The organism is Pseudomonas mosselii, assembly GCF_019823065.1.
Classification (GTDB): domain Bacteria; phylum Pseudomonadota; class Gammaproteobacteria; order Pseudomonadales; family Pseudomonadaceae; genus Aquipseudomonas; species Aquipseudomonas mosselii.
Genome location: NZ_CP081966.1, coordinates 1,094,587 through 1,121,109, shown reverse-complemented (window position 1 = coordinate 1,121,109; position 26,523 = coordinate 1,094,587). Strand labels below are relative to the sequence as shown.

The 26,523-nt window shown below is 65.0% G+C and carries 29 protein-coding genes; 7 read left to right on the top strand and 22 right to left on the bottom strand.

Features of this window, described 5'->3' with window-relative positions; genetic code table 11:
- Nucleotides 1-5 precede the first annotated feature (5 nt).
- Nucleotides 6-1,202, bottom strand: a complete 1,197-nt coding sequence (locus K5H97_RS05040; RefSeq protein WP_028689768.1) for a methionine gamma-lyase — start codon at nt 1,200-1,202, stop codon at nt 6-8.
- Between the two features lie 127 nt (nt 1,203-1,329).
- On the opposite strand from K5H97_RS05040, the gene K5H97_RS05035 reads away from it, so the two are divergent.
- Nucleotides 1,330-1,809 carry an Lrp/AsnC family transcriptional regulator gene (locus K5H97_RS05035; RefSeq protein ID WP_028689769.1) on the top strand — a complete coding sequence of 160 codons (480 nt, stop codon included), beginning with the start codon at nt 1,330-1,332 and terminating at the stop codon, nt 1,807-1,809.
- Between the two features lie 87 nt (nt 1,810-1,896).
- Here K5H97_RS05035 and cysN read toward each other — a convergent pair whose 3' ends face one another.
- The 3 genes from cysN to K5H97_RS05020 form a co-directional block, all read right to left on the bottom strand.
- Nucleotides 1,897-3,798 carry a sulfate adenylyltransferase subunit CysN gene (gene cysN, locus K5H97_RS05030; RefSeq protein WP_028689770.1) on the bottom strand — a complete coding sequence of 634 codons (1,902 nt, stop codon included), beginning with the start codon at nt 3,796-3,798 and terminating at the stop codon, nt 1,897-1,899.
- 16 nt (nt 3,799-3,814) lie between these two features.
- Nucleotides 3,815-4,732 (bottom strand): sulfate adenylyltransferase subunit CysD, encoded by a 918-nt coding sequence (gene cysD, locus K5H97_RS05025; RefSeq protein ID WP_011535568.1) that lies wholly within the window; start codon nt 4,730-4,732, stop codon nt 3,815-3,817.
- A gap of 288 nt (nt 4,733-5,020) precedes the next feature.
- Nucleotides 5,021-5,779, bottom strand: a complete 759-nt coding sequence (locus K5H97_RS05020) for a Nif3-like dinuclear metal center hexameric protein (protein WP_028689771.1) — start codon at nt 5,777-5,779, stop codon at nt 5,021-5,023.
- A gap of 205 nt (nt 5,780-5,984) precedes the next feature.
- On the opposite strand from K5H97_RS05020, the gene algW reads away from it, so the two are divergent.
- Nucleotides 5,985-7,145: a Do family serine endopeptidase AlgW gene (gene algW / locus K5H97_RS05015; RefSeq protein ID WP_028689772.1), complete on the top strand. Its 1,161-nt coding sequence runs from the start codon at nt 5,985-5,987 to the stop codon at nt 7,143-7,145.
- Between the two features lie 171 nt (nt 7,146-7,316).
- Here algW and K5H97_RS05010 read toward each other — a convergent pair whose 3' ends face one another.
- The 4 genes from K5H97_RS05010 to K5H97_RS04995 form a co-directional block, all read right to left on the bottom strand.
- Nucleotides 7,317-8,081 (bottom strand): amino acid ABC transporter ATP-binding protein, encoded by a 765-nt coding sequence (locus K5H97_RS05010; protein ID WP_028689773.1) that lies wholly within the window; start codon nt 8,079-8,081, stop codon nt 7,317-7,319.
- A gap of 10 nt (nt 8,082-8,091) precedes the next feature.
- Entirely contained in the window at nt 8,092-9,189 is a 1,098-nt protein-coding gene (locus K5H97_RS05005) for an amino acid ABC transporter permease (RefSeq protein WP_028689774.1), read from the bottom strand.
- A 10-nt stretch (nt 9,190-9,199) separates the two neighbouring features.
- Nucleotides 9,200-10,378, bottom strand: coding sequence for an amino acid ABC transporter permease (locus K5H97_RS05000; RefSeq protein WP_028689775.1), 1,179 nt, complete (start codon nt 10,376-10,378; stop codon nt 9,200-9,202).
- A gap of 67 nt (nt 10,379-10,445) precedes the next feature.
- A complete protein-coding gene (locus K5H97_RS04995; RefSeq protein WP_028689776.1) occupies nt 10,446-11,474 on the bottom strand; it encodes an amino acid ABC transporter substrate-binding protein in 1,029 nt (342 codons plus the stop codon).
- A 334-nt stretch (nt 11,475-11,808) separates the two neighbouring features.
- Between K5H97_RS04995 and K5H97_RS04990 the strand changes: the two genes are divergently transcribed.
- Together K5H97_RS04990 and rhlB are read left to right on the top strand one after the other, a co-directional pair.
- The gene (locus tag K5H97_RS04990; RefSeq protein ID WP_028689777.1) at nt 11,809-12,465 is read left to right on the top strand and encodes an alpha/beta hydrolase; all 657 of its coding nucleotides are present in this window, start codon (nt 11,809-11,811) and stop codon (nt 12,463-12,465) included.
- Between the two features lie 92 nt (nt 12,466-12,557).
- Complete coding sequence (gene rhlB / locus K5H97_RS04985) at nt 12,558-14,024, top strand: ATP-dependent RNA helicase RhlB (RefSeq protein ID WP_028689778.1); 1,467 nt, start codon at nt 12,558-12,560, stop codon at nt 14,022-14,024.
- Between the two features lie 159 nt (nt 14,025-14,183).
- Here rhlB and moaE read toward each other — a convergent pair whose 3' ends face one another.
- From moaE to K5H97_RS04945, 8 genes are all read right to left on the bottom strand, one after another.
- Entirely contained in the window at nt 14,184-14,630 is a 447-nt protein-coding gene (gene moaE, locus K5H97_RS04980) for a molybdopterin synthase catalytic subunit MoaE (protein ID WP_028689779.1), read from the bottom strand.
- A 2-nt stretch (nt 14,631-14,632) separates the two neighbouring features.
- Nucleotides 14,633-14,878, bottom strand: coding sequence for a molybdopterin converting factor subunit 1 (moaD, locus tag K5H97_RS04975; protein WP_028689780.1), 246 nt, complete (start codon nt 14,876-14,878; stop codon nt 14,633-14,635).
- Nucleotides 14,878-15,348, bottom strand: coding sequence for a cyclic pyranopterin monophosphate synthase MoaC (gene moaC, locus K5H97_RS04970; protein ID WP_028689781.1), 471 nt, complete (start codon nt 15,346-15,348; stop codon nt 14,878-14,880). The genes moaD and moaC overlap by 1 nt, the downstream gene beginning before the upstream one ends.
- A 120-nt stretch (nt 15,349-15,468) precedes the next feature.
- On the bottom strand, nt 15,469-16,863 hold the full coding sequence (locus tag K5H97_RS04965) for a PhoH family protein (protein WP_028689782.1): 1,395 nt from the start codon (nt 16,861-16,863) through the stop codon (nt 15,469-15,471).
- A 294-nt stretch (nt 16,864-17,157) separates the two neighbouring features.
- A complete protein-coding gene (gene phnE / locus K5H97_RS04960) occupies nt 17,158-17,925 on the bottom strand; it encodes a phosphonate ABC transporter, permease protein PhnE (protein WP_028689783.1) in 768 nt (255 codons plus the stop codon).
- The gene (locus tag K5H97_RS04955; protein WP_028689784.1) at nt 17,922-18,749 is read right to left on the bottom strand and encodes a PhnE/PtxC family ABC transporter permease; all 828 of its coding nucleotides are present in this window, start codon (nt 18,747-18,749) and stop codon (nt 17,922-17,924) included. The genes phnE and K5H97_RS04955 overlap by 4 nt, the downstream gene beginning before the upstream one ends.
- Nucleotides 18,743-19,537 (bottom strand): phosphonate ABC transporter ATP-binding protein, encoded by a 795-nt coding sequence (locus K5H97_RS04950; RefSeq protein WP_028689785.1) that lies wholly within the window; start codon nt 19,535-19,537, stop codon nt 18,743-18,745. The genes K5H97_RS04955 and K5H97_RS04950 overlap by 7 nt, the downstream gene beginning before the upstream one ends.
- Nucleotides 19,534-20,388 carry a putative selenate ABC transporter substrate-binding protein gene (locus K5H97_RS04945; protein WP_028689786.1) on the bottom strand — a complete coding sequence of 285 codons (855 nt, stop codon included), beginning with the start codon at nt 20,386-20,388 and terminating at the stop codon, nt 19,534-19,536. Before K5H97_RS04945 ends, K5H97_RS04950 begins: the two co-directional genes overlap by 4 nt.
- A 119-nt stretch (nt 20,389-20,507) precedes the next feature.
- Here K5H97_RS04945 and selD point away from each other — a divergent pair, with 119 nt between their 5' ends.
- Together selD and mnmH are read left to right on the top strand one after the other, a co-directional pair.
- Nucleotides 20,508-21,542 carry a selenide, water dikinase SelD gene (gene selD, locus K5H97_RS04940; protein WP_028689787.1) on the top strand — a complete coding sequence of 345 codons (1,035 nt, stop codon included), beginning with the start codon at nt 20,508-20,510 and terminating at the stop codon, nt 21,540-21,542.
- Nucleotides 21,542-22,654, top strand: coding sequence for a tRNA 2-selenouridine(34) synthase MnmH (gene mnmH, locus K5H97_RS04935; RefSeq protein WP_028689788.1), 1,113 nt, complete (start codon nt 21,542-21,544; stop codon nt 22,652-22,654). Before selD ends, mnmH begins: the two co-directional genes overlap by 1 nt.
- Before the next feature lie 15 nt (nt 22,655-22,669).
- On the opposite strand, the gene K5H97_RS04930 is transcribed toward mnmH, so the two are convergent.
- Both K5H97_RS04930 and K5H97_RS04925 read right to left on the bottom strand, forming a co-directional pair.
- The gene (locus K5H97_RS04930) at nt 22,670-23,056 is read right to left on the bottom strand and encodes a lysozyme inhibitor LprI family protein (protein ID WP_028689789.1); all 387 of its coding nucleotides are present in this window, start codon (nt 23,054-23,056) and stop codon (nt 22,670-22,672) included.
- Nucleotides 23,057-23,090: 34 nt separating this feature from the next.
- Nucleotides 23,091-24,011 carry a LysR family transcriptional regulator gene (locus K5H97_RS04925; RefSeq protein WP_028689790.1) on the bottom strand — a complete coding sequence of 307 codons (921 nt, stop codon included), beginning with the start codon at nt 24,009-24,011 and terminating at the stop codon, nt 23,091-23,093.
- Between the two features lie 91 nt (nt 24,012-24,102).
- On the opposite strand from K5H97_RS04925, the gene K5H97_RS04920 reads away from it, so the two are divergent.
- Nucleotides 24,103-24,570, top strand: a complete 468-nt coding sequence (locus tag K5H97_RS04920) for a DMT family transporter (RefSeq protein WP_028689791.1) — start codon at nt 24,103-24,105, stop codon at nt 24,568-24,570.
- Nucleotides 24,571-24,578: 8 nt separating this feature from the next.
- On the opposite strand, the gene K5H97_RS04915 is transcribed toward K5H97_RS04920, so the two are convergent.
- The 4 genes from K5H97_RS04915 to K5H97_RS04900 all read right to left on the bottom strand — a co-directional run bounded on the left by K5H97_RS04915 (nt 24,579) and on the right by K5H97_RS04900 (nt 26,314).
- On the bottom strand, nt 24,579-25,118 hold the full coding sequence (locus tag K5H97_RS04915) for a hypothetical protein (protein WP_028689792.1): 540 nt from the start codon (nt 25,116-25,118) through the stop codon (nt 24,579-24,581).
- A gap of 51 nt (nt 25,119-25,169) precedes the next feature.
- Nucleotides 25,170-25,733, bottom strand: a complete 564-nt coding sequence (locus K5H97_RS04910) for a GNAT family N-acetyltransferase (protein WP_051555640.1) — start codon at nt 25,731-25,733, stop codon at nt 25,170-25,172.
- Between the two features lie 93 nt (nt 25,734-25,826).
- Nucleotides 25,827-26,072, bottom strand: a complete 246-nt coding sequence (locus tag K5H97_RS04905) for a DUF3077 domain-containing protein (RefSeq protein ID WP_028689794.1) — start codon at nt 26,070-26,072, stop codon at nt 25,827-25,829.
- Nucleotides 26,069-26,314, bottom strand: a complete 246-nt coding sequence (locus K5H97_RS04900) for a hypothetical protein (RefSeq protein ID WP_036985930.1) — start codon at nt 26,312-26,314, stop codon at nt 26,069-26,071. Before K5H97_RS04900 ends, K5H97_RS04905 begins: the two co-directional genes overlap by 4 nt.
- Nucleotides 26,315-26,523: the final 209 nt, after the last annotated feature.

The window sequence follows — 26,523 nt, the reverse complement described above, 5'->3', positions numbered from 1 at the left end:
GCGGTTCAGGCGCAGGCCTTCAAGGCCTGGGCAATGTCGGCGAGCAGGTCGTCGATGTCCTCCAGCCCCACCGACAAGCGCACCAGCCCTTCCGAGATGCCATGCTCGGCACGCTCCTGCTGGGTATAGCTGGAGTGGGTCATGCTCGCCGGGTGCTGGGCCAGCGACTCGGCATCGCCCAGGCTCACCGCGCGGCTGAACAGCTGCAGGGCGTTCATGAAGCGACGACCGGCCTCGATCCCGCCCTTGAGCTCGAAGGCGATCATGCCGCCCGGCAGGCGCATCTGCCGCTGGGCCAGCGCGTACTGCGCAAAGGACGGCAGCCCCGGGTAGTGCAGCAGCTCGACCTGTGATTGTTCGGCGAGGAACTCGGCCACCTGCTGAGCATTGGCGCAGTGACGGTCCATGCGCAGGGCCAGGGTCTTGAGGCCGCGCATCAGCAGCGCCGCGTCATGGGGCGACAGCACCGCGCCGGTCATGTCCTTGAGCCCTTCCAGGCGGATACGGTCGACCAGTGCCTTGCGCCCGACCACCAGCCCGGCGGTGATATCGCCATGCCCGGACAGGTACTTGGTGGCCGAATGCACCACCAGGTCCACGCCCAGTTCCAGCGGGCGTTGCAGGTAAGGCGTGCAGTAGGTGTTGTCGACCACGATGCTCAGGTCGTGGCCCCGGGCGGCATCGACCACCGCGGCAATGTCCACCAGCTGCATGTTGGGGTTGGCCGGGGTCTCGAAATAGATCATCCGCGTCTTCGAGGTGATCGCGGCCCGCAGTGCCGGGATGTCGTTGAGGTCGACATGGCGGATCTTCACGCCGAACTCGCCGATACCGTGGTGCAGGTAGGCGAAGGTGCAGCCGTACAGGGTACTGCCAACGATCAGCTCGTCACCCGGACGTAGCAGCGTCCATAGCGTGGCGGTGATGGCGCCCATCCCGGAGGCCAGCGCCAGCCCGGCCTCGCCCCCTTCCAGGGACGCCATGCGCTGCTCCAGCAGGGCCAGGGTCGGATTGGAAATTCGGCTATAGAAATGCCCCGGTTCCTCGCCCGCGAAGCAGGCGGCGCCGTACTCGACGGTGGGGAAGGCATAGGTGGCGGTCTGGTACACCGGCGGCACCAGGGCGCCGCCGTGGGACAGCGGGTCATAGCCATGGTGGATGGCCCGCGTGGAGAAACCGGTGTTTTTGTTGGAGTCGCGCATGGCAACAGCCTCTTGTGGTTTGTTATAAGCTTATGCCACCAAGCTGCCGCGCTTTTTCCAAACTTGCCCACGCAATTGCGCAAGTTTTGAAAGAAAAACAACAAAAATAGAATCAGGAGGGCAAGATATGCCTTCAGCTCTCGACCGTACCGACCGCGCCCTGCTCGCCGCCCTGCAGGACAACGCCCGCCTGACCGTTTCCGAACTCGCCGACCAGGTTGCCCTGACCACTTCGCCCTGCTGGCGCCGGGTCAAGCTGCTGGAGGACAACGGCTACATCACCGGCTACCAGGCCATTCTTTCGCCCAAGTCGCTGGGCTTCGGAGTGACCGCGTTCGTCAGCATCATGATGGACTCGCACACCAAGGAGATGGCCCTGGCGTTCGAGCAGCGGCTGATGGAAATTCCCGAGATCGTCGCCTGCCACAACATCTCCGGGCGCTATGATTTTTTGCTGGAGATCCTGGCGCGGGACCTGGAGTCGTTTGGCGAGTTCACCCGGGAGGTGCTGCAACGGTTGCCGGGGGTGAAGGAGATCTATTCGAGCTTTTCGTACAAGGCGGTGAAGGAACGGCGGGTGATTCCCGTTTCCGAGAAACATATCTAGCAATGCCAGGGGCTGCTGTGCAGCCCAACTCTCCCGAAGCAAACAAAAAACCCCGCCGAAGCGGGGTTTCTCAGATCACACGGTTACTCAGATCGCACCACGCTGACGCAGCACATCCAGCACCAGCTTCACACCTTCATCGACACTGACCGACTGGGTGTCGATCACCAGGTCCGCATCCAGCGGCACGTCGAACGGGAAGCTCTCGCCCGGAATGTTGTCGCCACCGGCCGCGTACAGCCCTTGCGGATCACGCTCACGGCACACCAGCGGCGACGCCTGCACATAGACGGTGACCAGACGCTCTTTGCCGATCAGCGCCCTGGCCTGCTCGCGGCCTTCGGCATCCGGGGCAACGAACGCTGCCAGGGTCAGCAGGCCGGCTTCGTTGAACTGGCGCGCCACATGGGCGGCGCGACGCCAGTTCTCCGTGCGGCCGGCGCGGTCCTGCGGCAGGCCCTTGTTCAGGTCGTGGCGCAGGTTCTGGCCATCGAGCACATAGACCGCGCGGCCCATGTCGAACAGCTTGCGCTCCACGGCATAGGCCAGGGTGCTCTTGCCGGCGCCGGACAGGCCGCTGAACAGCACGGTGGCCGGCTGCTGGCCGAAGCGCAGGGCGCGCTCCTCGGTGGACACATGGGCCAGCTTGCCGTGCTGGCCGGTGCTGCCGTGCGGCAGTACCGGCGGGGCGATGATCATGCCGGCACCGACCGTGCCGTTGGTCAGGCGATCGATGACGATGAACGCGCCGGTGGTGCGGTTGCTCTCGTAGCCGTCCAGGGCGATGGCGCTGTCCAGCGCGACCTTGACCCGGCCGATCTCGTTGAGCTGCAGCGCGCTGGCGGCGCCCTGCTCCAAAGTGTTCACATCGACCTTGTGGGTGATGCTGGCAATCGAGCCCGGCACGTAGCTGGTGGCGCGCTTGATGTCGTACTTCTTGCCCGGGAGCATTGGCTCCTCGGCCATCCACACCAGCATGGCATCGAACTGGTCGGTGACCGGCGGTACGTTATCGGCATGCACCAGCAGGTCGCCACGGGAGATGTCGATCTCGTCTTCCATGGTCAGGGTCACGGCCTGGCCGGGGCCGGCGTTCTCCAACTCGCCTTCATAGGTGACGATGGACTTGACCCGGCTGCTCTTGCCCGACGGCAGCACGACGATCTCGTCACCCTTGTGCACCACGCCACCGGCGATGGTACCGGCGAAGCCACGGAAGTTCAGGTTCGGACGGTTGACGTACTGCACCGGGAAACGCAGGTCGGTGACGTTGCGGTCGGCGGCGATCTCAACGGTCTCGAGGATCTCCATCAGCGCCGGGCCCGTGTACCAGGGCGAACGCTCGCTGCGGTTGACCACGTTGTCGCCCTTGAGCGCCGACATCGGCACGAAGTGCAGGCTGCTCGGCTTGAGGTTGATGCCCTCGGCGAACTTCAGGTAGTCGGCCTTGATCGACTCGAAGACCTGCTCGTCGAAGCCCTTGAGGTCCATCTTGTTGACCGCGACGACGATGTGCTTGATGCCCAGCAACGAGGCGATGTAGCTGTGTCGGCGGGTCTGGGTCTGCACGCCGTAGCGGGCATCGACCAGGATAATCGCCAGGTCGCAGGTGGACGCGCCAGTGGCCATGTTGCGGGTGTACTGCTCGTGGCCCGGGGTGTCGGCAATGATGAACTTGCGCTTGGCGGTGGAGAAGTAGCGGTAGGCGACATCGATGGTGATGCCCTGCTCGCGCTCGGCCTGCAGGCCGTCCACCAGCAGCGCCAGGTCGACTTCCTCACCGGTGGTGCCGGATTTTTTCGAGTCGCGGGTGATGGCCTCGAGGTGGTCCTCGTAGATCATCTTCGAGTCGTGCAGCAGGCGCCCGATCAGGGTGCTCTTGCCGTCGTCCACGTTGCCGCAGGTGAGGAAACGCAGCAGTTCTTTGCGCTCGTGCTGAGCCAGATAAGCGAGGATGTCTTCGCTGATCAAATCGGATTGGTGCGACATGGAGTAACCCTGAAAATTAGAAGTAGCCCTGACGTTTCTTGTCTTCCATGGAGCCTGCGCCATCGTGGTCGATGACCCGGCCCTGACGCTCGGAAGTACGCGTCAGAAGCATTTCCTGAATGATGTCGGTCAGCGTTTCGGCTTCGGACTCGACTGCCCCCGTCAACGGATAGCAGCCAAGGGTGCGGAAACGGACCTTCTTCTTGACGATGCGGGCTTTTTCCTCGTCGCTCAGGTGCTCGAGGATGCGCTCGTCGTCGATCATGATCAGGGTGCCGTTCTTCTCGATCACTTCACGCTCGGCGGCGAAGTACAGCGGCACGATCGGGATGCCTTCGAGGTAGATGTACTGCCAGATGTCCAACTCGGTCCAGTTCGACAGCGGGAACACGCGGATCGACTCACCCTTGTTGACCTTGCCGTTGTAGATGTTCCACAGCTCCGGGCGCTGGTTCTTCGGGTCCCAGCGGTGCTTGCTGTCACGGAACGAGTAGACGCGCTCCTTGGCCCGCGACTTCTCTTCGTCGCGGCGCGCGCCACCGAAGGCGGCGTCGAAACCATGCTTGTCCAGCGCCTGCTTCAGGCCCTGGGTCTTCATGATGTCGGTGTGCTTGGAGCTGCCATGGGTGAACGGGTTGATGCCCTGCGCCACACCCTCGGGGTTGACGTGGGTGATCAGCTCCAGGCCCATCTCTTCGACCATCTTGTCGCGGAAGCGGTACATCTCCTGGAACTTCCACTGGGTGTCGACGTGCATCACCGGGAACGGCAGCTTGCCCGGGAAGAACGCCTTGCGCGCCAGGTGCAGCATGACCGCGGAATCCTTGCCGATCGAGTACAGCATCACCGGGTTGTCGAACTCGGCGGCCACCTCGCGGATGATGTGGATGCTCTCCGCCTCCAGCTGTTTCAAGTGCGTCAGATTGTCGACCATGGCTACTCACGAAAAACGATCTTATGGACGGCCTGCGGGCCGTGTTCGAGCGAGCCACTTTATCACAGCACCTGATTCTATTTAGGAGGCTGCCTAGATCGAAACAATCTAACGATATGACTGGGGGTTTGGGCCATGCGAGGTCCCTGTGGAGCGGCCTTGTGTCGCGAAAGGGCTGCGTAGCAGACCCAGAATTTTTGCGTTGGCGCATAAATCTTGGGGCCGCTTTGCGGCCCTTTCGCGACACAAGGCCGCTCCCACAGGAAACCGCATTCTTGCTGCTGGCCGTCAGATCGGATTCGGGCAATCGATGAACAGGTGCTCGACCGCGAACCGTCGCGCCAGGTAATCCCCCAACGCCTGCACGCCATAGCGCTCGGTGGCGTGATGGCCGGCGGCGATGAAGCTCACGCCGTTCTCGCGGGCACTGTGGAACGTCTGCTCGGACGCCTCGCCACTGATGAACAAGTCGACCCCGGCGGCGATGGCGGTGTCGATGTAGCCTTGCCCGCCGCCGGTGCACCAGCCGACCCGGCGGATCATCTGCTCACCCTCGACGACCAACGGCTCACGCCCCAGCGCCTCGCGCACCCGACGGGCGAAGTCCCGCGCCGACACCGGTTCCGCCAGCGACCCGACCAGGCCGACCACCTTGGGATTGTTCGGGTCCAGAGGGCCTTCGACGGTAATGTCGAGCTGGCGCGCCAGCTGCACGTTGTTGCCCACTTCCGGGTGCACGTCCAGCGGCAGGTGGAAGGCCAGCAGGCTGATATCGTGCTTGAGCAGGGTCTTCAGGCGCCGCTGCTTGATCCCGGTGATGCACGGGTTCTCGCCCTTCCAGAAGTAGCCATGGTGTACCAGCACCAGGTCTGCCTCGGCCTCGACCGCCGCGTCCAACAGCGCCTGGCTGGCGGTGACGCCGCTGACGATACGGCTGACCTGGGGGCGACCCTCGACCTGCAGGCCATTGGGGCAGTAGTCCTGGATCTTCGCGCTGCCCAGGTAGCGCTCGGCTTCCTCGACCAGTGTATTGAGGGCGACGGCCATGAAAAATCTCCTCGAATTCGGCGTTGCGACAGGGCGCGAGGCCCTATAATGGCCGCCATTATGGGCCGTCGCCGGTTTCGGGGGAACCGGCGACAATCGCCTGGGGATTCCGGCCATCGCTGATCGTTGTGTTCACGTGTATGATCGCGCGCGCTCGCCCCGGGCCGAACTGACATGGCCCCCGCCCTACTCCCAGGATTCATTCATGTTCAAGGCTCTGCGTTACTTCGGCTGGCCCCTGCTCACCGGTGTGCTGATCGCCATACTGATCATCCAGCGCTTCCCGCAATGGGTCGGCCTGCCCAGCCAGGACGTCAACCTGCAGCAGGCCCCGCAAACCACGAAAATCATGCAGGGTCCGGTGTCCTACGCCGATGCCGTGACCCTGGCCGCGCCGGCGGTGGTCAACCTGTACACCACCAAGGTGGTGAACAAGAGCGCCCACCCGCTGTTCGAAGACCCGCAATTCCGCCGGTTCTTCGGCGACAACCTGCCCAAGCAGCGGCGCTGGGAGTCGAGCCTGGGCTCGGCGGTGATCATGAGCCCGGAAGGCTACCTGCTGACCAACAACCATGTCACCAGCGGTGCCGACCAGATCGTGGTGGCCCTCAAGGACGGCCGCGAGACCCTCGCCCGGGTGATTGGCAGCGATCCGGAAACCGACCTGGCGGTGCTCAAGATCGACCTCAACAGCCTGCCGGCGATCACCATCGGCCGCTCCGACAATATCCACATCGGTGACGTGACCCTGGCCATCGGCAACCCGTTCGGCGTCGGCCAGACCGTGACCATGGGTATCATCAGCGCCACCGGCCGCAACCAGCTGGGCCTGAACAACTACGAAGACTTCATCCAGACTGACGCTGCGATCAACCCGGGCAACTCCGGCGGCGCGCTGGTGGATGCCAACGGCAACCTGGTGGGTATCAACACGGCGATCTTCTCCAAGTCCGGCGGATCCCAGGGCATAGGCTTCGCCATTCCGGTCAAGCTGGCACTGGAGGTGATGAAGTCGATCGTCGAGCACGGCCAGGTGATCCGTGGCTGGCTGGGCATCGAAGTGCAGCCGCTGAGCCAGGAGCTGGCTGAGTCGTTCGGCATGCAGGGCCGCCCGGGCATTGTCGTGGCAGGTATCTTCCGCGATGGCCCGGCGGCGCGCGCGGGGCTGCAACTGGGTGACGTGATCTTGAGCATCAACGGCGAACCGGCCGGTGACGGGCGCAAGTCGATGAACCAGGTGGCAAGGATCAAGCCCAACGAGAAGATCACCATCGAGGTGGTGCGCAATGGGCAGCAGCTCAAGCTGGTCGCCGAAGTGGGACTGCGGCCGCCGCCGGCGCCGGTGGCCCCGAAGGAAGAGAAGTAAACCAACACATGCGCGATCCCTGGAGCGGCCTTGCGTCGCGATGGGGCGCGTAGCGGCCCCGGGGACATGTGCTGCGAAGCTGAAAACCTGGGGCCGCTTACGCGCCCCATCGCGACGCAAGGCCGCTCACAGGGACCGCGTCAGCCGCCCCGTGGGGCGGCCCCGATTGCATCAATGCAGGATCTGGCTCAGGAACAGCTTGGTCCGATCACTGCGCGGCCGGTCGAAGAAGTCATCCGGCGCCGCCTGCTCGACGATCTCCCCCTTGTCCATGAAGATCACCCGGTTCGCCACGGTGCGGGCAAAGCCCATTTCGTGGGTCACGCAGAGCATGGTCATGCCGTCTTCGGCCAGGCTGACCATGGTGTCGAGCACCTCCTTGACCATCTCCGGGTCCAGCGCCGAGGTCGGCTCGTCGAACAGCATGATCTTCGGCTTCATGCACAGCGCCCGGGCAATCGCCACCCGCTGCTGCTGACCACCGGACAACTGCCCCGGGTACTTGTGCGCCTGCTCCGGAATGCGCACGCGCTCGAGGAAGTGCATGGCGATTTCCTCGGCCTTGCGCCGCGGCATCTTGCGCACCCACATCGGCGCCAGGGTGCAGTTCTCCAGGATGGTCAGGTGCGGGAACAGGTTGAAGTGCTGGAACACCATGCCCACCTCGCGGCGGATCGCCTCGATCTGCTTGAGGTCGTTGGTCAGCTCCACGCCGTCGACGACGATGCGCCCCTGCTGGTGCTCCTCCAGGCGGTTGAGGCAACGGATGGTGGTCGACTTGCCCGAGCCGGACGGCCCGCACAGCACGATGCGCTCGCCCTGGCGCACGTTCAGGTTGATGTCCTTGAGCACATGGAACTGGCCGTACCACTTGTTCACGCCTTGCATCTGGATGATGCCTTCGGGGCCGGCAGGCTGCTTGATCGCTTCACTCATTTCGAAACTCCTAACGCTTGTGGCCAGTGTCCAGCTTGCGCTCCAGGTGCATGGAGTAGCGGGACATACCGAAACAGAAAATCCAGAACACCAGGGCGGCGAACACGTAGCCCTCGGTGGCCATGCCCAGCCAGGCCGGATCAGCCGCCGCCTGCTTGACGCTGTTGAGCAGGTCGAACAGGCCGATGATGATCACCAGGCTGGTGTCCTTGAACAGGGCGATGAAGGTGTTGACGATGCCGGGGATCACCAGCTTGAGCGCCTGGGGCAGGATCACCAGTCCCATCGCCCGCCAGTAGCCCAGGCCCATGGCCGCGGCGGCCTCGTACTGGCCCTTGGGGATAGCCTGCAGCCCGCCACGCACTACCTCGGCGATGTACGCCGACTGGAACAGGATCACGCCGATCATCGCCCGCAGCAGCTTGTCGAAGCTCATGCCCTCGGGCAGGAACAGCGGCAGCATCACCGACGACATGAACAGCACGGTGATCAGCGGCACGCCACGCCAGAACTCGATGAAGGTCACGCAGACCACCTTCACCGCCGGCATGTTCGAGCGCCGCCCCAGCGCCAGCAGGATACCCAGCGGCAAGGCGCCGACGATACCGACCGTGGCGATCACCAGGGTCAGCATCAGGCCGCCCCATTGGCTGGTGGGCACCGTGTCCAGGCCCAGCGCGCCGCCGTGCAACAGGAGGTAGGCGAGGATCGGGTACAGCACCAGGAAGCCCAGGCCGTACACCGCCTTGCGCGGGAAGCGCTTGATGAACAAGGGCGCTGCACCGAGCACGGCGAGCCACACGGTCAGGTCGACGCGCCAGCGCAGTTCCGCCGGGTAGTAGCCGTACATGAACTGGCCGAAGCGCTGCTGGATGAACACCCAGCAGGCGCCTTCCTTGGTGCAGTCGGCGCGGGTGGTACCGACCCAGTTGGCGTCGATGAACGCCCACTGCACCAGCGGTGGCACGATCAGCCAGACCAGGTACAGGGCGAACAATGTCAGCAGGGTGTTGAGCCAGCTGGAGAACAGGTTGGACCGCATCCAGGCGAGCACGCCAACGGTCTTCACCGGTGGCGGCATGTCGGGTTTGAAAACATGGGCTGTCACGGATGTACCCTCACCGTTCGATCAGCGCAATGCGCTTGTTGTACCAGTTCATCAACAGCGAAATGCTGATGCTGATGGCGAGATAGACGCTCATGGTGATGGCGATCACCTCGATGGCCTGGCCGGTCTGGTTGAGCACGGTACCGGCGAACAGCGAGACCATCTCCGGGTAGCCGATACCGGCGGCCAGCGACGAGTTCTTCGCCAGGTTCAGGTACTGGCTGGTCAGCGGCGGAATGATCACCCGCAACGCCTGGGGAATGATCACCTTGCGCAGCGTCGGGCCTTCGCGCAGGCCCAGCGAGCGGGCCGCCTCGGTCTGGCCATGGCTGACCGAACGGATGCCGGAGCGCACAATCTCGGCGATGAACGCCGCGGTGTAGATAGTCAGCGCCAAGGTCAGCGCCAGCAGCTCGGGGATCAGCACCCAGCCACCGACGAAGTTGAAGCCCTTGAGCTGCGGCATTTCCCAGTGCACCGGGCTGCCGAACAGCAGCGCGCACACGCCGGGGATGCCGATGAACAGCAGCAGGCCGACCCAGAACTTATGGAACGGCTCGCCAGTTTCATCGAAACGCTTGTTGGCAAAGCGCACCATCACCACGATGGCGACGATCGCCAGCGCCAGCGCGATGGCGAACGGCCAGAAACCCTCGGCCATCGAGGCGCCGGGCATGTTCAGGCCGCGGTTGCTGATGAAGAAGGTGTCGTCGATGTTGATGCTGCCCCGTGGCCCCGGCAGGGTCAGGAACACGGCGAAGTACCAGAACAGGATCTGCAGCAGCGGCGGAATATTGCGGAAGGTCTCCACGTACACCGTCGCCAGCTTGTTGATCATCCAGTTCGGCGACAGACGCGCCACGCCGATGATGAAGCCCAGCAGTGTCGCCAGGATGATGCCGATGAAGGTCACCAGCAGGGTGTTGAGCAGGCCGATGACGAACACCCGGGCGTAGCTGTCCGATTCCACGTAGGGGATCAGGTGCTGGGCGATGCCGAAGCCGGCGCTGCGCTCGAGGAAATCGAAGCCCGAGGTGATGCCCCGGTGCTGCAGGTTGGTCTGCGTATTGTGGAAAAGGTACCAGCCCAGGCCCACCACGAAGACCACCGTGAGGATCTGGAACAGCCACGCGCGCACACGTGGATCACTAAGGGAAAACCCTTTCCGTGCGCCGATTTGATTTTGCATGAAGTGCCCCGAAAAGAAGGGATTCGAACGACCCGCGGCGGCAGGATGCCGCCGCGGGGTGCAACCATCAGCGCACCGGTGGCGCGTACTGGATGCCGCCGTTGTTCCACAGGGCGTTCATGCCACGGTCGATCTTCAGGTCGGTGCTCTGGCCCAGGTTCTTCTCGAACACTTCGCCATAGTTGCCGACTTGCTTGACGATCTGCACTACCCAGTCCCTGGGCAGCTTGAGGTCCTTGCCGTACTCGCCATCGGCCCCCAGCAGGCGGGCGACGTCAGGGTTCTTGGTGGACTTGGCCTCGGCCTCGACGTTCTTCGAGGTAATGCCGGCCTCTTCGGCGTTAAGCATGGCGAACAGGGTCCACTTGACGATGCTGAACCATTCCTCGTCACCCTTGCGTACCACCGGGCCGAGCGGCTCCTTGGAGATGGTTTCCGGCAGCACCACGTACTCGGTCGGCGCGGCCAGCTTGGAGCGCTGGGCGAACAGCTGCGACTTGTCCGAGGTCAGCACGTCGCAACGGCCGGATTCCAGCGACTTGGCGCTTTCGTCGGAGGTGTCGAAGGTGATTGGGGTGTACTTCAGGCCATTGGCGCGGAAGTAGTCGGAAACGTTCAGCTCGGTGGTGGTACCGGCCTGGATGCAGATGGTCGCGCCGTCGAGCTCCTTGGCGCTGGAGACACCGAGCTTCTTGTTGGCGAGGAAGCCGACGCCGTCGTAGTAGGTGACGCCGGCGAACACCAGGCCCATGCCGGCATCGCGCGAGCTGGTCCAGGTGGTGTTGCGCGACAGCACGTCGACTTCGCCGGACTGCAGCGCGGTGAAGCGCTCCTTGGCGTTGAGCTGGCTGAACTTGACCTTGGTCGCGTCACCAAAGACCGCGGCGGCCACGGCGCGGCATACATCGGCGTCGATGCCGACGATCTTGCCTTGCGCGTCTGGTACGGAGAAGCCTGGAAGACCATCGCTCACGCCACACTGGACGAAGCCCTTCTTCTTCACCGCGTCGAGGGTGGCGCCGGCCTGGGCGAAGCTGGTAGCGCCCAGCGCGGCGGCGGCGGTCAGGACTGCCAGGGTGGTTTTCAACATCTTCATCAACAACCTCCAAATCGCTCTTGTTGTATGAGCCGGAATTGCACCGCACCCTTATGAGGCGCATCCGACCCTTGTTGGCTTGTTTTTGGGTCAATTGGCGCAATGGGCTGTTCTGTGACAGCCTTCGATCCACACGAGGGGTGTTACCGCGATCGGTCCACCTCTTCGCATGGCAAGGACATAGCAAAGGGCGTACCACAGTCGAAGGCTTAAGCGATTAAGCGGTAGTCAAGTAGTAAAAGTTGTAGAGTTGCGACATCTTTTTCTGGCATTAACCTCCAATGCCTTCTTTTTACGCACTACATAAGTTCGCAAGCACTCTTTTGGAGCAGTCATGACCAACCCGCTGATCCTCGAACCTCAGAAAACCGCCGACGCCTGTGTGATCTGGTTGCACGGCCTGGGGGCCGACCGTTACGACTTCCTACCTGTGGCGGAATTTCTCCAGGAACGCCTGTTGAGCACCCGCTTCATCATGCCCCAGGCCCCCACCCGCCCGGTGACCATCAACGGTGGCTACGAGATGCCCAGCTGGTACGACATCAAGGCCATGACCCCGGCGCGGGCCATCGACGAAACGCAGTTGGAAGAATCGGCCGATCAGGTCATTGCCCTGATCAAGGCGGAACAGGCCAAGGGCATCAACCTGTCGCGCATCTTCCTCGCCGGTTTCTCCCAGGGCGGCGCGGTGGTACTGCACACCGCCTATATAAAGTGGCAGGAAGCCCTGGGCGGGGTGATCGCCCTGTCCACCTACGCACCGACCTTCACCGACGCCCTGCAACTGAGCGCCTGCCAGCAGCGCACCCCGGCGCTGTGCCTGCACGGGGTGCACGACCCGGTGGTGATCCCCTCGATGGGCCGTACCGCCTTCGAGTACCTCGATACCTGGGGCGTCGCCGCCCGCTGGTACGAGTACCCGATGGAGCACGAAGTGGTGGTCGAGGAGCTCAACGACATTCACGAATGGCTGAGCCGTCAGTTGCAGTAGCCCTGTAGCCCGCCATGCATTGCACTACGCCGCGCCCGATTCTTGCATTACACTGCCCGGCGTACATTCCTTAACCAGTTGACGAGACGACCGTGCTCAAGGCACTCAAGAAAATATTCGCCAAGGGAGACGCCGCGCCGCAGGCCGCCGAGCCCGTCGCCGTGACCCCGGCCGCGCCGGCCGCGCAACCGCCTGTCGAAAAGGCGCCAGCACGCCAGCACGCCAAGCCCAGGGCCGCGGCAAAACCACAGGCCGCCCCCCAACCCGGCAACCAGGCGCGCGCCGAACAGCCCGCCCGGGACAAGCCGCGCCGCGAACGCAAGCCCAAGCCCCAGGCCAGCCTGTGGAAGCCCGAGGATTTCGTGGTCGAGCCGCAGGAAGGCAAGACCCGCTTCCACGACTTCAAGCTCTCCAACGAGCTGATGCACGCCATCCACGACCTTGGCTTCCCCTACTGCACACCGATCCAGGCCCAGGTCCTGGGCCACACCCTGCGTGGCCAGGATGCCATTGGCCGGGCCCAGACCGGCACCGGCAAGACTGCCGCGTTTCTGATCTCGATCATCTCGCAGCTGCAGCAGGTGCCACCGCCCAAGGAGCGCTACATGGGCGAGCCGCGGGCGCTGATCATCGCCCCGACCCGCGAGCTGGTGGTGCAGATCGCCAAGGACGCCCAGGCCCTGACCAAGTACAGTGGCCTGAACGTGATGAGCTTCGTCGGCGGCATGGACTTCGACAAGCAACTGAAATCGCTGGAAGCCCGCCACTGCGACATCCTGGTGGCCACCCCCGGCCGCCTGCTGGACTTCAACCAGCGCGGCGAGGTGCATCTGGACATGGTCGAGGTGCTGGTGCTGGATGAGGCCGACCGCATGCTCGACATGGGCTTCATCCCCCAGGTCCGCCAGATCATCCGCCAGACCCCACCGAAGAGCGAACGCCAGACCCTGCTGTTCTCCGCCACCTTCACCGACGACGTGATGAACCTGGCCAAGCAGTGGACCACCAACCCGGCCATCGTCGAGATCGAGCCGGAGAACGTGGCCAGTGAGACCGTCGAGCAGCACGTCTATGCCGTGGCTGGCAGCGACAAGTACAAGCTGCTGTACAACCTGGTCACGCAGAACAAGTGGGAACGGGTGATGGTGTTCGCCAACCGCAAGGACGAGGTGCGGCGCATCGAGGAAAAACTGGTGCGCGACGGCATCAACGCCGCCCAGCTGTCGGGCGACGTGCCGCAGCACAAGCGCATCCGTACCCTGGAGAACTTCCGCGAGGGGCGCATCAGCGTGCTGGTGGCCACCGACGTGGCCGGCCGCGGCATCCATATCGACGGCATCAGCCACGTGATCAACTTCACCCTGCCGGAAGATCCGGATGACTACGTGCACCGTATCGGTCGTACGGGTCGTGCGGGCAGCAGCGGGGTATCGATCAGCTTTGCCGGTGAGGACGATTCGTACCAGTTGCCGGCGATCGAGACGCTGCTGGGGCGCAAGATCAAGTGCGAGATGCCGCCGGACGAGCTGTTGAAGCCGGTGCCACGCAAGCATCACTGATCTTCAAGGCCACTCACCTCCCTGTAGGAGCGGCCTTGTGTCGCGAAAGGGCTGCAAAGCGGCCCCTGCAATATCTGCATCAATGCTCAGATCCGGGGGCCGCGAGGCGGCCCTTTCGCGACACAAGGCCGCTCCCACAAAAGCGATCTGAGCCTGGATTTACCAGCGCCCCGCCGCATCCTGGTCGCTCTGCTTCCCTGCCACCCAGCGCGGCCCCTCCTGGGTGTTCTCCTTCTTCCAGAACGGCGCCCGGGTCTTCAGGTAATCCATGATGAAGTTGCAGGCATCGAACGCTGCCTGCCGGTGCGCGCTGGCCACACCGACGAAGACGATCGGCTCGCCCGGCTCCAGGGCGCCGATGCGGTGCAGCACCTCGACCTTGAGCAACGGCCAGCGCTGCTCGGCCTCGACCACGATCTTGGCCAGGGCCTTCTCGGTCATCCCCGGGTAGTGCTCGAGGAACATCCCGGCCACGTCCAGGCCATCGTTGAAGTCGCGCACGTAGCCGACGAAACCGACCACCGCGCCCACGCCGACATTGGCGGCGTGCATGGCGTTGACCTCGGTGCCCGGGTCGAAGGCCGCCTGCTGAACACGTACGGCCACGGTCAACCTCCGGTCACGGGTGGGAAGAACGCGATTTCGTCACCCTCGTCCAATGGCTCATCGAGCCGGCACAGCTCTTCGTTGCGGGCGCACATCAGGTTCTGCTCGGCCAGCACCGCGTAGTGCCCGCCCTTGCCCACCAGGGTCTGGCGCACATCGTCCAGCACCTTGAAGTCGCCTTCCAGGCGCTCGGCGTCGACGCCCAGCAACTCACGGTAGCGGGCGAAATACATGACCTTGACCTTCATCACCCCTCCACCTTGTAGTGGCCGCTCTTGCCGCCGGTCTTCTCCAACAGGCGCACCTGCTCGATGACCATGCCCTTGTCCACCGCCTTGCACATATCGTAGATCGTCAGCGCGGCGACGCTGGCGGCGGTCAGGGCTTCCATCTCGACGCCGGTCTGCCCGGCCAGCTTGCAGCGGGCGACGATATGCACCACGTTCTCGCCTTCGGCGGCCAGCTCGACCTTGACGCCGGTGAGCATCAGCGGATGGCACAGCGGGATCAGGTCGCTGGTCTTCTTCGCCGCCTGGATGCCGGCGATGCGCGCCACGGCGAACACATCGCCCTTGGGGTGTTGGCCATCGACGATCATGCGCAGGGTGTCCGGCAACATGCGCACCCGTGCCTCGGCAATCGCCTCGCGGGCGGTCACGGCCTTTTCAGTGACGTCGACCATGTTGGCGCGCCCCTGGGAATCAAGATGAGTCAGCACTGCTCTGCTCCTGGGAAGGGAATGCAGAGTGTAAACCCGTAGGTCAGGTTTGCGCAGAGGGTGTATCGACGCACCGGCCTGTTCGCCGGCAATACCGACGAACAGGCTGTGCGCTGACGTTTACAGATGCGACTCGGCGTACTCGGCCAGCACCGAGCGCGGCACGCCCTGCAGGGTGATGTGAACGCCGTGGGGGAAGTCCTTGAAGCGTTCGGTCAGGTAGGTCAGCCCGGAGCTGGTGGCCGACAGGTACGGCGTGTCGATCTGCGCCAGGTTGCCCAGGCAGACCACCTTGGACCCGCTCCCCGCGCGGGTGATGATGGTCTTGATCTGGTGCGGCGTAAGGTTCTGGCACTCGTCGATGAGGATCAGGCTCTGCTGGAAGCTGCGACCGCGGATGTAGTTCAGCGACTTGAACTGCAACGGCACCCGCTCGAGGATGTACTCGACGCTGCCGTGGGTGCTCTCGTCGTCCATGTGCAGCGCTTCGAGGTTGTCGGTGATGGCGCCCAGCCAGGGCTCCATCTTCTCCGCCTCGGTGCCCGGCAGGAAGCCGATCTCCTGGTCCAGCCCCTGCACGCTGCGGGTGGCGATGATGCGCCGGTAGCGCTTGCTGACCATGGTCTGCTCGATGGCCGCGGCCAGCGCCAGGATGGTCTTGCCGGAACCGGCGGCGCCGGTCAGGTTGACCAGGTGGATATCCGGGTCGAGCAGGGCGAACAGCGCCAGGCTCTGGTGGATGTCCCGTGGCTTGAGGCCCCAGGCTTCCTGGTGCAGCAGCGGCTCCTGATGCAGGTCGAGCAGCAACAGTTCGCTGTCGCGGATGCCCTTGATCCAGCCGACAAAGCCCTGCTCATCGATGATGAACTCGTTGATGTGTACCGCCGGCAGGTTGTCGATCAGTTGCACCCGGTGCCAGGTACGGCCGCGTTCCTGGCGGGTGTCGACCTTGCTCACACGGTCCCAGAACGACCCCGTGACCGAGTGGTAGCCCTTGGACAGCAAGGACACGTCGTCGACCAGTTGGTCGGTGCTGTAGTCCTCGGCGGCGATCCCGCAGGCACGCGCCTTCAAGCGCATGTTGATGTCCTTGGTCACCAGCACCACGTCGAGGTCCTTACGCTTGGCGCGCAGGTCCAGCAGTTGGTTGATGATGATGTTGTCGGCGAGGTTTTCGGGGAGCAGGCGGTTCGGCTCGTTGCGCGTGCTCATGAGGATGGACAGGAAGCCCTTGGGCCCGCTCTTGCCGCGCTGGATCGGCACGCCTTGCTCGACATCGCTGGGCGAGGCGTCGCCCAAGGTCTGGTCGATCAGGCGGATGGCCTGGCGACATTCGGCGGCGATGGTGTGTTTGCCGGTCTTGAGCTTGTCGAGTTCCTCCAGCACCGTCATCGGTATGGCGACGTGGTGCTCCTCGAAGTTGAGCAGGGCGTTGGGGTCGTGAATCAGGACGTTGGTATCGAGCACATACAGGATTGGCTGGTTGGAGGAAGGGTTGCGTCCTTGGTCATCCATACTCGTTCACCTTATGTGAAAGCCACACGGCGCGAACGGCTGCGCCGCAGAGTGACTGCCGTTCTTCCCGTATCCGCGTCGTTACGGGCGGGAAGCTCACCTGGCAAAAGGGGCGTGGATGACGCCACCTGTGCTGCAGGGTTCGGCTGTCTGGTTCCTTGATACCGCAAAAACCATGACCGAAAAAAGTCTTTTTACGCTCCGGTGAAGTTTATTTTTCGGATTGACGAACAGGGCTTGGCGTGGGGCCTGAGCGGGACTACAGTCAAGGATCAGGTACCGCTTCAAGCCCGTTCAGGCGCGCACGAAACGCTGGCGCAGCACATCGCTCAGGGCGTCCACCAGCAGCACCAGCAACAGCATGGCAATGATCACCGTGCTGGCCTGGGCCTCCTGGAACAGGCTCAGGGTCGCGTAGAGCATCTGCCCCAGACCGCCTGCCCCCACGAACCCCAGCACGCTGGCCATGCGGATGTTGTTCTCCCAGCGATACAGGCTGTACGCCAGCAGTTGCGGCCACAAGTTGGGCAGCGTGCCGAAACAGAACGCCGCCAGCTGGCTGCCGCCCTGCAGTCGGATCGCCGCCGCCGGCTCCGGCGGTGCATTCTCCAGTGCCTCGGCGAACAGCCGCCCCAGCACCCCGGCGGTGTGCAGCGCCAGCGCCAGGGTGCCGGCATTCGGCCCCAGGCCCGCCGCCAGCACGGTCAGCGCCGCCCAGACCAGCTCCGGAATCGCCCGCAACGCATTGAGCAGCAGGCGCGCCGCGCCCTGCAACGGCCAACCGAAGCGGCCGGCGGCCGGCAGCGCCAGCAATAGACCCAGCAGCATCGCTGAGAGCGTCCCCATCCCGGACATGGCCAGCGTTTCCAGGGCGCCCTGCCCCACCGCCCGCAGGTGCGTCAGGGAAAGGTCCGGGAGCAGGAAGCGCGCCGCGTAGTCGCCCATCTGCGCCGGTCCGCCGCTGCCGACGAGCGCTGCCAGGTCCAGCTCCAGGTAGGCGAACGACGCCAGCACCGCCGCCAGGATCGCGACGATCACCAGCCCATTGATCACCCGCCTCATGCGAGCCTCCCGCGCAGGAAGCGGCTGAGCAGGTCGGCCAGCACCACCAGCAACAGGAAGGTCAGCAGCATGCTCGCCACCTCGGCCCCGGCGAACATGCGCATCGACAAGTCGATCTGCTGGCCCAGGCCACCAGCGCCGACGAAGCCCATCACCACCGAGGCGCGCACCGCGCATTCCCAGCGGTACACGGTATAGGACACCACCTCGCTCGCGGCCTCGGGCAGGGTGCCGTAGAAAAACGCCGACAGGCGGCTGCTGCCGGCCTGGAGCAAGGCATGGGCCGGACGCTGGTCCACCGACTCGAAGATTTCCGCGTAGACCTTACCGAGCATGCCGCTGTAGGTAATGGCGATGGCCAGCACCCCGGCGGTCGGGCCCAGGCCCACGGCACGGACGAACAGCAGTGCCCAGACGATCTCGGGCACACTGCGCAGGAAGATCAGCACGCCACGCACCGGCAGGCGCGCAGCGCGTGACCATGGTCCCAGACGTCCACCATTGGAAGCTGCCCGCAGCGACAGCGCCCGGCTGGCCAGCAGGCTGGCCGGCACCGCCAGCAGCAGCGCCAGGGTCATGCCCGCCGTGGCCACGGCCAGGGTCTGCACCGTGGCGCTGAGCAGCAGATGCAGAAAGCCGGCGTCGTGGGCCGGGGGCCAGAATGCGCTGACGAAGCTGGCCATCTGCTGACGGTTCTCGGCCAGCAACAGCACGCCGGGGTCGAGTTCGCTCAAGCGCAGGCCTGGCCAGAGCAGCGCCAGGCACAACAGGGTCAACAGCAAACGAGGGATGGCAGCAGGATCGCGCTGGTCAGTGCTCAGCATCGCGGGATCTGCACCTGCAGGCTCGCCGTCGCGGCAACAGGCGAGGCCAGTTGCTCGTTGGCGTACAAGGCATCGAGCATCGCTTCGCTGACCGCTTCTGCCGGGCAGTCGAACGCTACCTGCCCGGCACGAATGCCGACAATGCGCGGAAAATGCGCCAAGGCGAGCTCCACCGCGTGCAGGCTGGCGACCAGGGTCACGCCATGGGCCTGGGCATGGCGATTGAGCAGCGCCAGGCTATGGTCGGCCAGCACCGGGTCCATGGCCGAAACCGGTTCATCGGTCAGCAGCACTTCAGGTCGCTGGTACAAGGCACGGGCAATGCCGACCCGCTGCAACTGGCCACCGGACAACTGCCCGCACTGGGCGAACAGTTTGTCGGCCATGCCCAGCTCGGCCAGCGCCGCACGGGCACCGGGTACATCGCCGGGGTGGATCAGGTTGAGCAGCCCGCGCAACGTGCCCCACTGCCCCAGGCGCCCCGCCAACACGGCGGTGACCACCCGCTGGCGCAGCGGCAGGGGCGGCGCCTGGTGTACCAGGCCAACCCGTGCGCGCAAGCGCTGGCGGGCCCGGGCAGACAATGCCCAGGGCTGCTCGCCCAACAACTCCAGCCGCCCGCCACTGGGCGGCACGGCGGTGCCCATCAGGTGCAGCAGGCTGGATTTGCCGGCCCCGGACGGACCGATGATCGCCACCCGCTCGCCCTGGCCGATCAGCAGGTCCACCGCGCTCAAGGCCTGGACCTGACCATGGCGCACACTGGCGCCCTGAACACGGATACTCACTTGAGCAGACCGGCCTCACGCGCGGCTTGCTCGGTGCCCGCGTAGTTCTCAGGCTTGGTCTCGATGAAGCGGCTGGCGGCCTGCAGGTCGAGGATCGCCTTGTCCGCAGGCTTGGCCGGGTCCAGGGCGAGGAAGGCCTGCTTGATCTTTTCTTTCAGTGCCGGGTCCATGTTGCCGCGCACGGTCCAGTTGTAGTCGAAGTACTCCGGCGTGGTGGCGAACACCTTTACCTTGCTGGTGTCGACCTTGCCGGCTGCGACCAGCTTGTCCCAGACGCTGGCGTTGAGCACGCCGGCATCGGCCTTGCCGGCCTGGACCCAGGCGGCGGTGGCATCGTGGGCGCCGGAATAGGCAACGCGGCTGAAGTACTCCTCGGGCTTGATGTTGTCGTTCTTGAGCATGAAGTAACGCGGCATCAGGCTGCCCGAGGTGGACGAAATCGAACCGAAGGCGAAGGTCTTGCCCTTGAGTTCCTTAAGGCTTTTCACGTCCGGGTTGGCGGTGATGAACTTGCTGGTGAACTTGGCATCCTGCTCACGCTGCACCAGCGGCGTGGCCTTGGGGTCCTTCAGGTGCACCTGGACGAAGGTGAAGCCCCCCAGCCAGGCCAGGTCCAGGCGATCGCTGGCCAGCGACTCGACCACAGCCGGGTAGTCGGCCACCGGCACGAACTGCACCTTCATGCCCAGCTGCTGCTCGAGGTACTCGCCCAGTGGCTTGAACTTGCGCAGCAGTTCGGTTGGCGCCTCGTCGGGGATGGCGCTGACGCGCAGCACATCGGCGGCCTGGGCGAACACCGCGCAGCAGGACAGCGCGAGGCCGGCAAACAGTGCCAGGGGACGTTTGAGCATGGGGATTCTCCGGTTCGATCGCGGGGTATGAGTCGGTGTTGCATCGCGGGAAGTATAAGAGCCGCAGGCACAAAGGCCAGCTTTGCTACAATCGCGCATCACGAAAAGTCGAGGTGCACATGAGCGAGCCGATTCGTCTGACACAGTACAGCCACGGCGCTGGCTGTGGCTGCAAGATTTCTCCCAAGGTCCTGGATGTGATCCTCGCCGAGAGCGGCACGCAGGCCCTCGACCCGAAACTCTGGGTCGGCAACGCCTCGCGCGACGACGCCGCCGTCTACGCCCTGGATGACGAGCGCGGCGTGGTCTCGACCACCGACTTCTTCATGCCCATCGTCGACGACCCGTACGACTTCGGCCGCATCGCCGCCACCAACGCCATCAGCGACATCTACGCCATGGGCGGCGACCCGCTGATGGCCATCGCCATCCTCGGCTGGCCGGTCAACGTGCTGCCGCCGGAGGTCGCCCGCGAGGTGATCCGCGGCGGCCGCGCCGTGTGCGCCGAAGCCGGCATCCCGCTGGCCGGCGGCCATTCCATCGACGCCCCCGAGCCGATCTTCGGCCTGGCCGTGACCGGCGTGGTGAGCAAGCGCCACCTCAAGCGCAACGACACCGCCAGCGTCGGCTGCCGCCTGTACCTGACCAAGCCACTGGGCATCGGCATTCTCACCACCGCCGAGAAGAAGGCCAAGCTGCGCGAACAGGACCAGGGCCTGGCCCGTGACTGGATGTGCACCCTCAACACCCCGGGCAGCCGCTTCGGCAAGCTCGACGGCGTACAGGCGATGACCGACGTCACCGGTTTCGGCCTGCTCGGCCACCTGGTCGAAGTCGCCGAGGGCAGCGGCCTCACCGCCCGCCTGCAGTACGCCGCGGTGCCGCGCCTGCCCAGCGTCGAGCATTACCTGGCCGAGGGCTGCATCCCCGGCGGCACCCTGCGCAACTTCGACAGCTACGGCCACAAGATCGGCGCGCTGAGCGACGAGCAGAAGCACCTGCTGTGCGACCCGCAGACCAGCGGCGGCCTGCTGGTGGCGGTCACCCCGCAAGGCGAGGCGGAATTCCTCGCCGTGGCGCGGGAGCTCGGGCTCGAACTGGCGCCGATCGGCGAGCTGGTCGAGCGACAGAGCCACGCAGTCGAGGTGATCTGATGCGCCCCGACTGCACCGAGCTGAAACAGCTGTTCCTCGACGACGTGCCGATGATGGACATGCGCGCACCGATCGAATTCACCAAAGGCGCCTTCCCCGGCGCGGTCAACCTGCCGCTGATGAACGACCAGGAGCGGCAGAAGGTCGGCACCTGCTACAAGCAGCAGGGCCAGGCCGCCGCCATCACCTTGGGCCACCAGTTGGTCAACGGCGCGCTCAAGCAACAGCGCCTGGAGGCCTGGGCCGCGTTCACCCAGGCCCATCCCGACGGCTACCTCTACTGCTTCCGTGGCGGCCTGCGCTCGCAGATCGTCCAGGGCTGGCTCAAGGACGCCGGCATCCAGTATCCGAAGGTGGTGGGCGGCTACAAGGCCATGCGCACCCTGCTGATGGACACCACGCTGCAGGCGGTGCAGCAGTGCGAGTTCGTCCTGGTGGGCGGACTGACCGGCACCGGCAAGACCGATGTGCTGCACCAGCTGGACAACGTGCTCGACCTCGAAGGCCACGCCAATCACCGCGGTTCCAGCTTCGGCAAGCGCGCCACGGCGCAGCCGGCGCAGATCGATTTCGAGAACGCGCTGGCCATCGACATCCTCAAGAAACGCGAGCGAGGCATCGGCCAGTTCGTGCTCGAGGACGAAGGCCGCGTGGTCGGCAGCTGCGCGGTGCCGCTGGAAATGTACCAGGGCATGCAGCGCTATCCGCTGGTGTGGCTGGAAGACAGCTTCGCGCATCGCGTGGAACGTATCCTGCGCGACTACGTGATCAACCTGTGCGCCGAGTACATCGCCGTGCACGGTGAAGAAACCGGCGGCCCGCTGTTCGCCGAGCGCATGCGCCAGAGCATGATCAACATCTACAAGCGCCTGGGCGGCGAACGCTTCCAGCGGCTGTCGACGTTGCTCGACCAGGCGCTGGAGGAGCAGCTGCGCAGCGGCGACGTGAGCCTGCACCGAGGGTGGATCGAAGGGCTGCTCAAGGAGTACTACGACCCGATGTACGCCTACCAGCGAGCGGCCAAGGCACAGCGGATCGAGTTCGCCGGAGACGGCGTGGAGGTGCGCGAGTACCTGAAGGCCCGGGCACTGCGTGAGCAACGCGGCGCCTGATTCGCGGATGCCGCATCACTGCCCAGGACTGAGCACCCGCTCCAGCTCCGCCGCGCGGTCCTTGCTCATGTCCATCTCACACATGGCGCCTTCGATGCGGTAGATGCTGCCGTTGCTCAACTTGCCGTGGAAGGCGCAGTTGCCGTCGCGGTACTTCATCCAGGTGCGCTGGACGTCGCGCAGGTCCTTCTGCTGCTGGCTGTCGAGCTTGGCCATCAGCTGCTTGTAGACCCGGTTCAGCCGGTCATCCTGCAGCTGGGTCTCGGCCTGGATGCAAGCGCCCATGGCCAGGGTGCTGGAGGCCTTGTCCATGCACTGGGTGTAGGTGGGCGAATAGTCCTCGGCCTGGGCGCCGGCGGCGATCAGCAGGGCGGCGGCGCCGACCAGGCAATGCTTGAACATGGGTTTTCCTTTTCGCAGATGAATGCGGCACAGCCTAGCACCCTGCCGCACCTTCGTTCACGCACAGCGCCTGGATCCGCGCCCGCAGCCAGCGGTGCCCGGCATCGCCGTCACGCCGCGAGTGCCAGGCCTGGGCAAAGGCGAACGGTGAGATCGCCAGGGGCGGCGCGAACCGGCGCAGCGCCGGGTCCAGCCGGGCACCGGCAAGGCTGCGCCGGGCCACGGTGAGCACCAGGTCGGTCCCGGCAATGACACTTTGGGCCACCCCCCAATGCGGCAAGGTCAGGGCGATGCGTCGGCGTGCGCCCAAGCTGGCCAGGGCCTGGTCGATCTCGTTGTCGATGCCGGGGCGCACCGCCACCAGCACATGGGGCCGCGCCAGCCAGGGGTCGAGCGCCAGGCCGCCTCGGGGCGGCAGGCTGGCCCGGTCGGCCAGGCAAACGAAGGATTCCTCGAACAGCACCTGCTGGGCCATTTCCGTCGGCAGTTCCGGGAACACGCCCAGCGCCAGGTCTGCCTCGCCGTCGATCAACTGGCCGAGCATCGCCTCGCGGCTGCCTTGGGACACCACCAGGTCGATGCACGGCGCTTCGCGCCGCATCAGGCGCATCAACGCAGGCAGCACCACGCGGGCGCCGTAGTCGGACATGGCCAGGCGAAACGTGCGCCGGGCCCGCGCCGGCTCGAAGCCCGGCGTGCCGAGCAGTCCGTCGAGTTGCTGCAACGCCTCCTGCAACGGCGCTTGCAAAGCCTCGGCACGGGCTGTCAGTTGCAAGCGGCCACCGCGTCGCACCAGCAACGGATCGGCGAAAAGCTCGCGCAACTGCGCCAGGGCATGGCTGACCGCCGGCTGGCTGCGATGCAGGCGCAGGGCCGCGCGCGAGACATGTTGCTCGCTGAGCAAGGCGTGCAAGGTCAGCAGCAGGTTCAGGTCGATGCGGCGCAGATCATCCATGGTACGAATACAGCCTGTGCGAAGTTCGAATTTCCATCATTGAAATGCATGATCGAGACTGAGGCCAGTGTTCTTATCTGGAGTAGACACCATGCCCGCCAGCCTCTTCGCCGCCCTCCCCTTGTTCATCGCCCTGCTCGCCGGGGCCGCCGTGCCGTTCCAGGCCGGCAGCAACGCCGCGCTCGGGCGCCTGCTCGGCCATCCGCTGTGGGCCGCCGGGGTGTCGTTGCTGGTCAGCCTGCTGATGCTGGTGCCGGCCCTGCTGCTGATGCGCGCGCCGCTGCCGCAGGTGCAGCAACTGGCCCATGCGCCCTGGTGGGCCTGGTTCGGCGGGGTCGCCGGGGTGCTGTACATCACCGCCGCGCTGGTGCTGACGCCGCGCCTGGGGGCAGCCGGGTTCATCGTCTGCGTGGTGGCCGGGCAGGTGCTGTCGTCGCTGCTGATCGACCAGTTTGGCTTGATGGGGTTGCCGGAGCGACCGGTGAACCTGCTGCGGCTGGCGGGGGTGGGGATGATCGTGATCGGGATGATCGTGGTGCAGTGGGGCACGGCGCGTTGAGCGCACCCTCACAAGGTGTGCGGCTGCTCCGGCGGCACGATCACCTTGTGCGGCTCGAAGCGCAGCGAGGGCATCTGCGTACCGGCATACAGCGCCACGCTCAGGGCAGCGATCAGCGCCACATCCAGCCAGCTCCAGCCCGGCACCTGCGCCGCCGAGCGCGCCTTCCAGCACCACCACAGCTGCCCCAGGCAGAACACCAGGATCGCCAGCAGCCACAGGTAGAAGCCCGCACCAAAGCCGGTCACATCCTGGAAGGCGTAGCTCTGGTTGTCCGGCAAGCGGGTGATGGCGAAGCTGCTGGCCGCCAGGTACAACGCCACCAGGCCGCATACCAGCGCCAGGCGGCGGAACCGGCGGTGGGCGAGGACTGCCAGCGCCAGCAGCGGGTTGGCGAACCACTGGTACAGGCCGAAGGCGATGCCCCAGGGGCCGTAGAGCAGCATCTGCAACGCCGGCATATGCCGGCCCGCCCCCATCAGGGCGCCATCGAAAGCCAGGCTCAGCAGGTACAGCAGCAAGCTGAAGGTCAGATAGAAGGCTGGCAAACACAGACTCCGTCGATCATCGGCAAAACCCGACCATAGCGTACCTGTGCCTCAGGCGACAGGCAGTTCGAGCAGCAGCCCGTACAAGCCCGAATCGGAGAGCTCACCGGCGACACACCAGCGGGCGCGCAAGGTGCCCTCAAGGACGAAGCCCTGGCGTTCCAGTGTACGCGCCGAGCCCTGGTTGCGCGGATCGATTTCCGCCTCCAGGCGACGCAGGTGCAGGGTGTGGGCGAGGTAGTCGATGAAGCAGGTCAGCGCCTCGTCCATGTAGCCCCGGCCCTGGGCGGATTTGGCCAGGCAGTAGCCGATCTCGCCACGGCGTGACCCCTCCTCGAGGTTGAACAGCTGGACCATGCCGATCAGCTCGCCGTTGTCGCGGCGGTACATGCCCAGCTTGAGCAACTGTCCGGCGGCGTAGGCTTCGCGGTCGGCGGCCAGGGCGCTTTCGGCCTCGGCCAGGGTCTGCCAGGGGGCGTGGTACCAGTAACGCATCACTTCCGGGTCGGCCATGATGGTCAGCCACTGCTGCGCATCGCCATGGCGCATGGGGCGCAGCTGCAGGCGTGGGCTGTCGAGGCACAGGTCGCTGGGGAAACTGCGGGGGTCGGGCACGCCGGGACTCCTGTCCGGTGGTGAGGAGATGACAGTCTAACGACAGTGGCTCGGTCTGGCATCCCTGGGGCCGCTTTGCGGCCCCTTTCAGCGCTACCGGTTCAACCCCAGCTCCATGTCATCGATCAGCCCCTTGGCCAGCCCGCTGAGAATTCGCGCCGCACTGGCGGCCATGAGGTCACCCTCCATCTCGGCCTCGGTGGTGAAATGCGCCACACAGCCGAGCAGCACCGACAGGTCGCTGAACGCGTGGTCAAACGGGATGCCGGGCTGGATGCAGAAGATCTCGAGGCAGGTGGTCTTGCCCTGGGTCGGGCCGGGCTTGAAGTCGTCGCTCATACCGGCGCCCCCTTGGCCCGGGCGTGGCGGACCAGCGAGATGACCAGTTGGCCGAGGATCTCGACGCTGTCCATCATCACGTCGAGACGCTCGTCGCGCTGGCAGACGGTGTAGGCGTGGACGGTGTCGCTGAGGATGTGCATCAGCTTGTTGGCGTGGGCCATCGCTTCCTCGGGGTCGAGGTCGCTGATGATGGTGACGAAGGGGATTGGGTAGGGTGGGTCAGGTACTAGTTTTTTCATAGTTGTTACTCTGGAAAGGGTTTCTAGAGCAACCACCAGCATCCTTCTCACAGACAAGGGTGGCAGCCGTACGCGAGGTGAGAAGACCGTGTCCAGACACCACGGCCAGACCGAAGTCTGCGCGCGCACGGCTGCCATAACAGGCAACCTGAATCTGGACATGGACGGGCTTCTCACACCCGGTCGCCAAATGTGACGACCCAGTGACG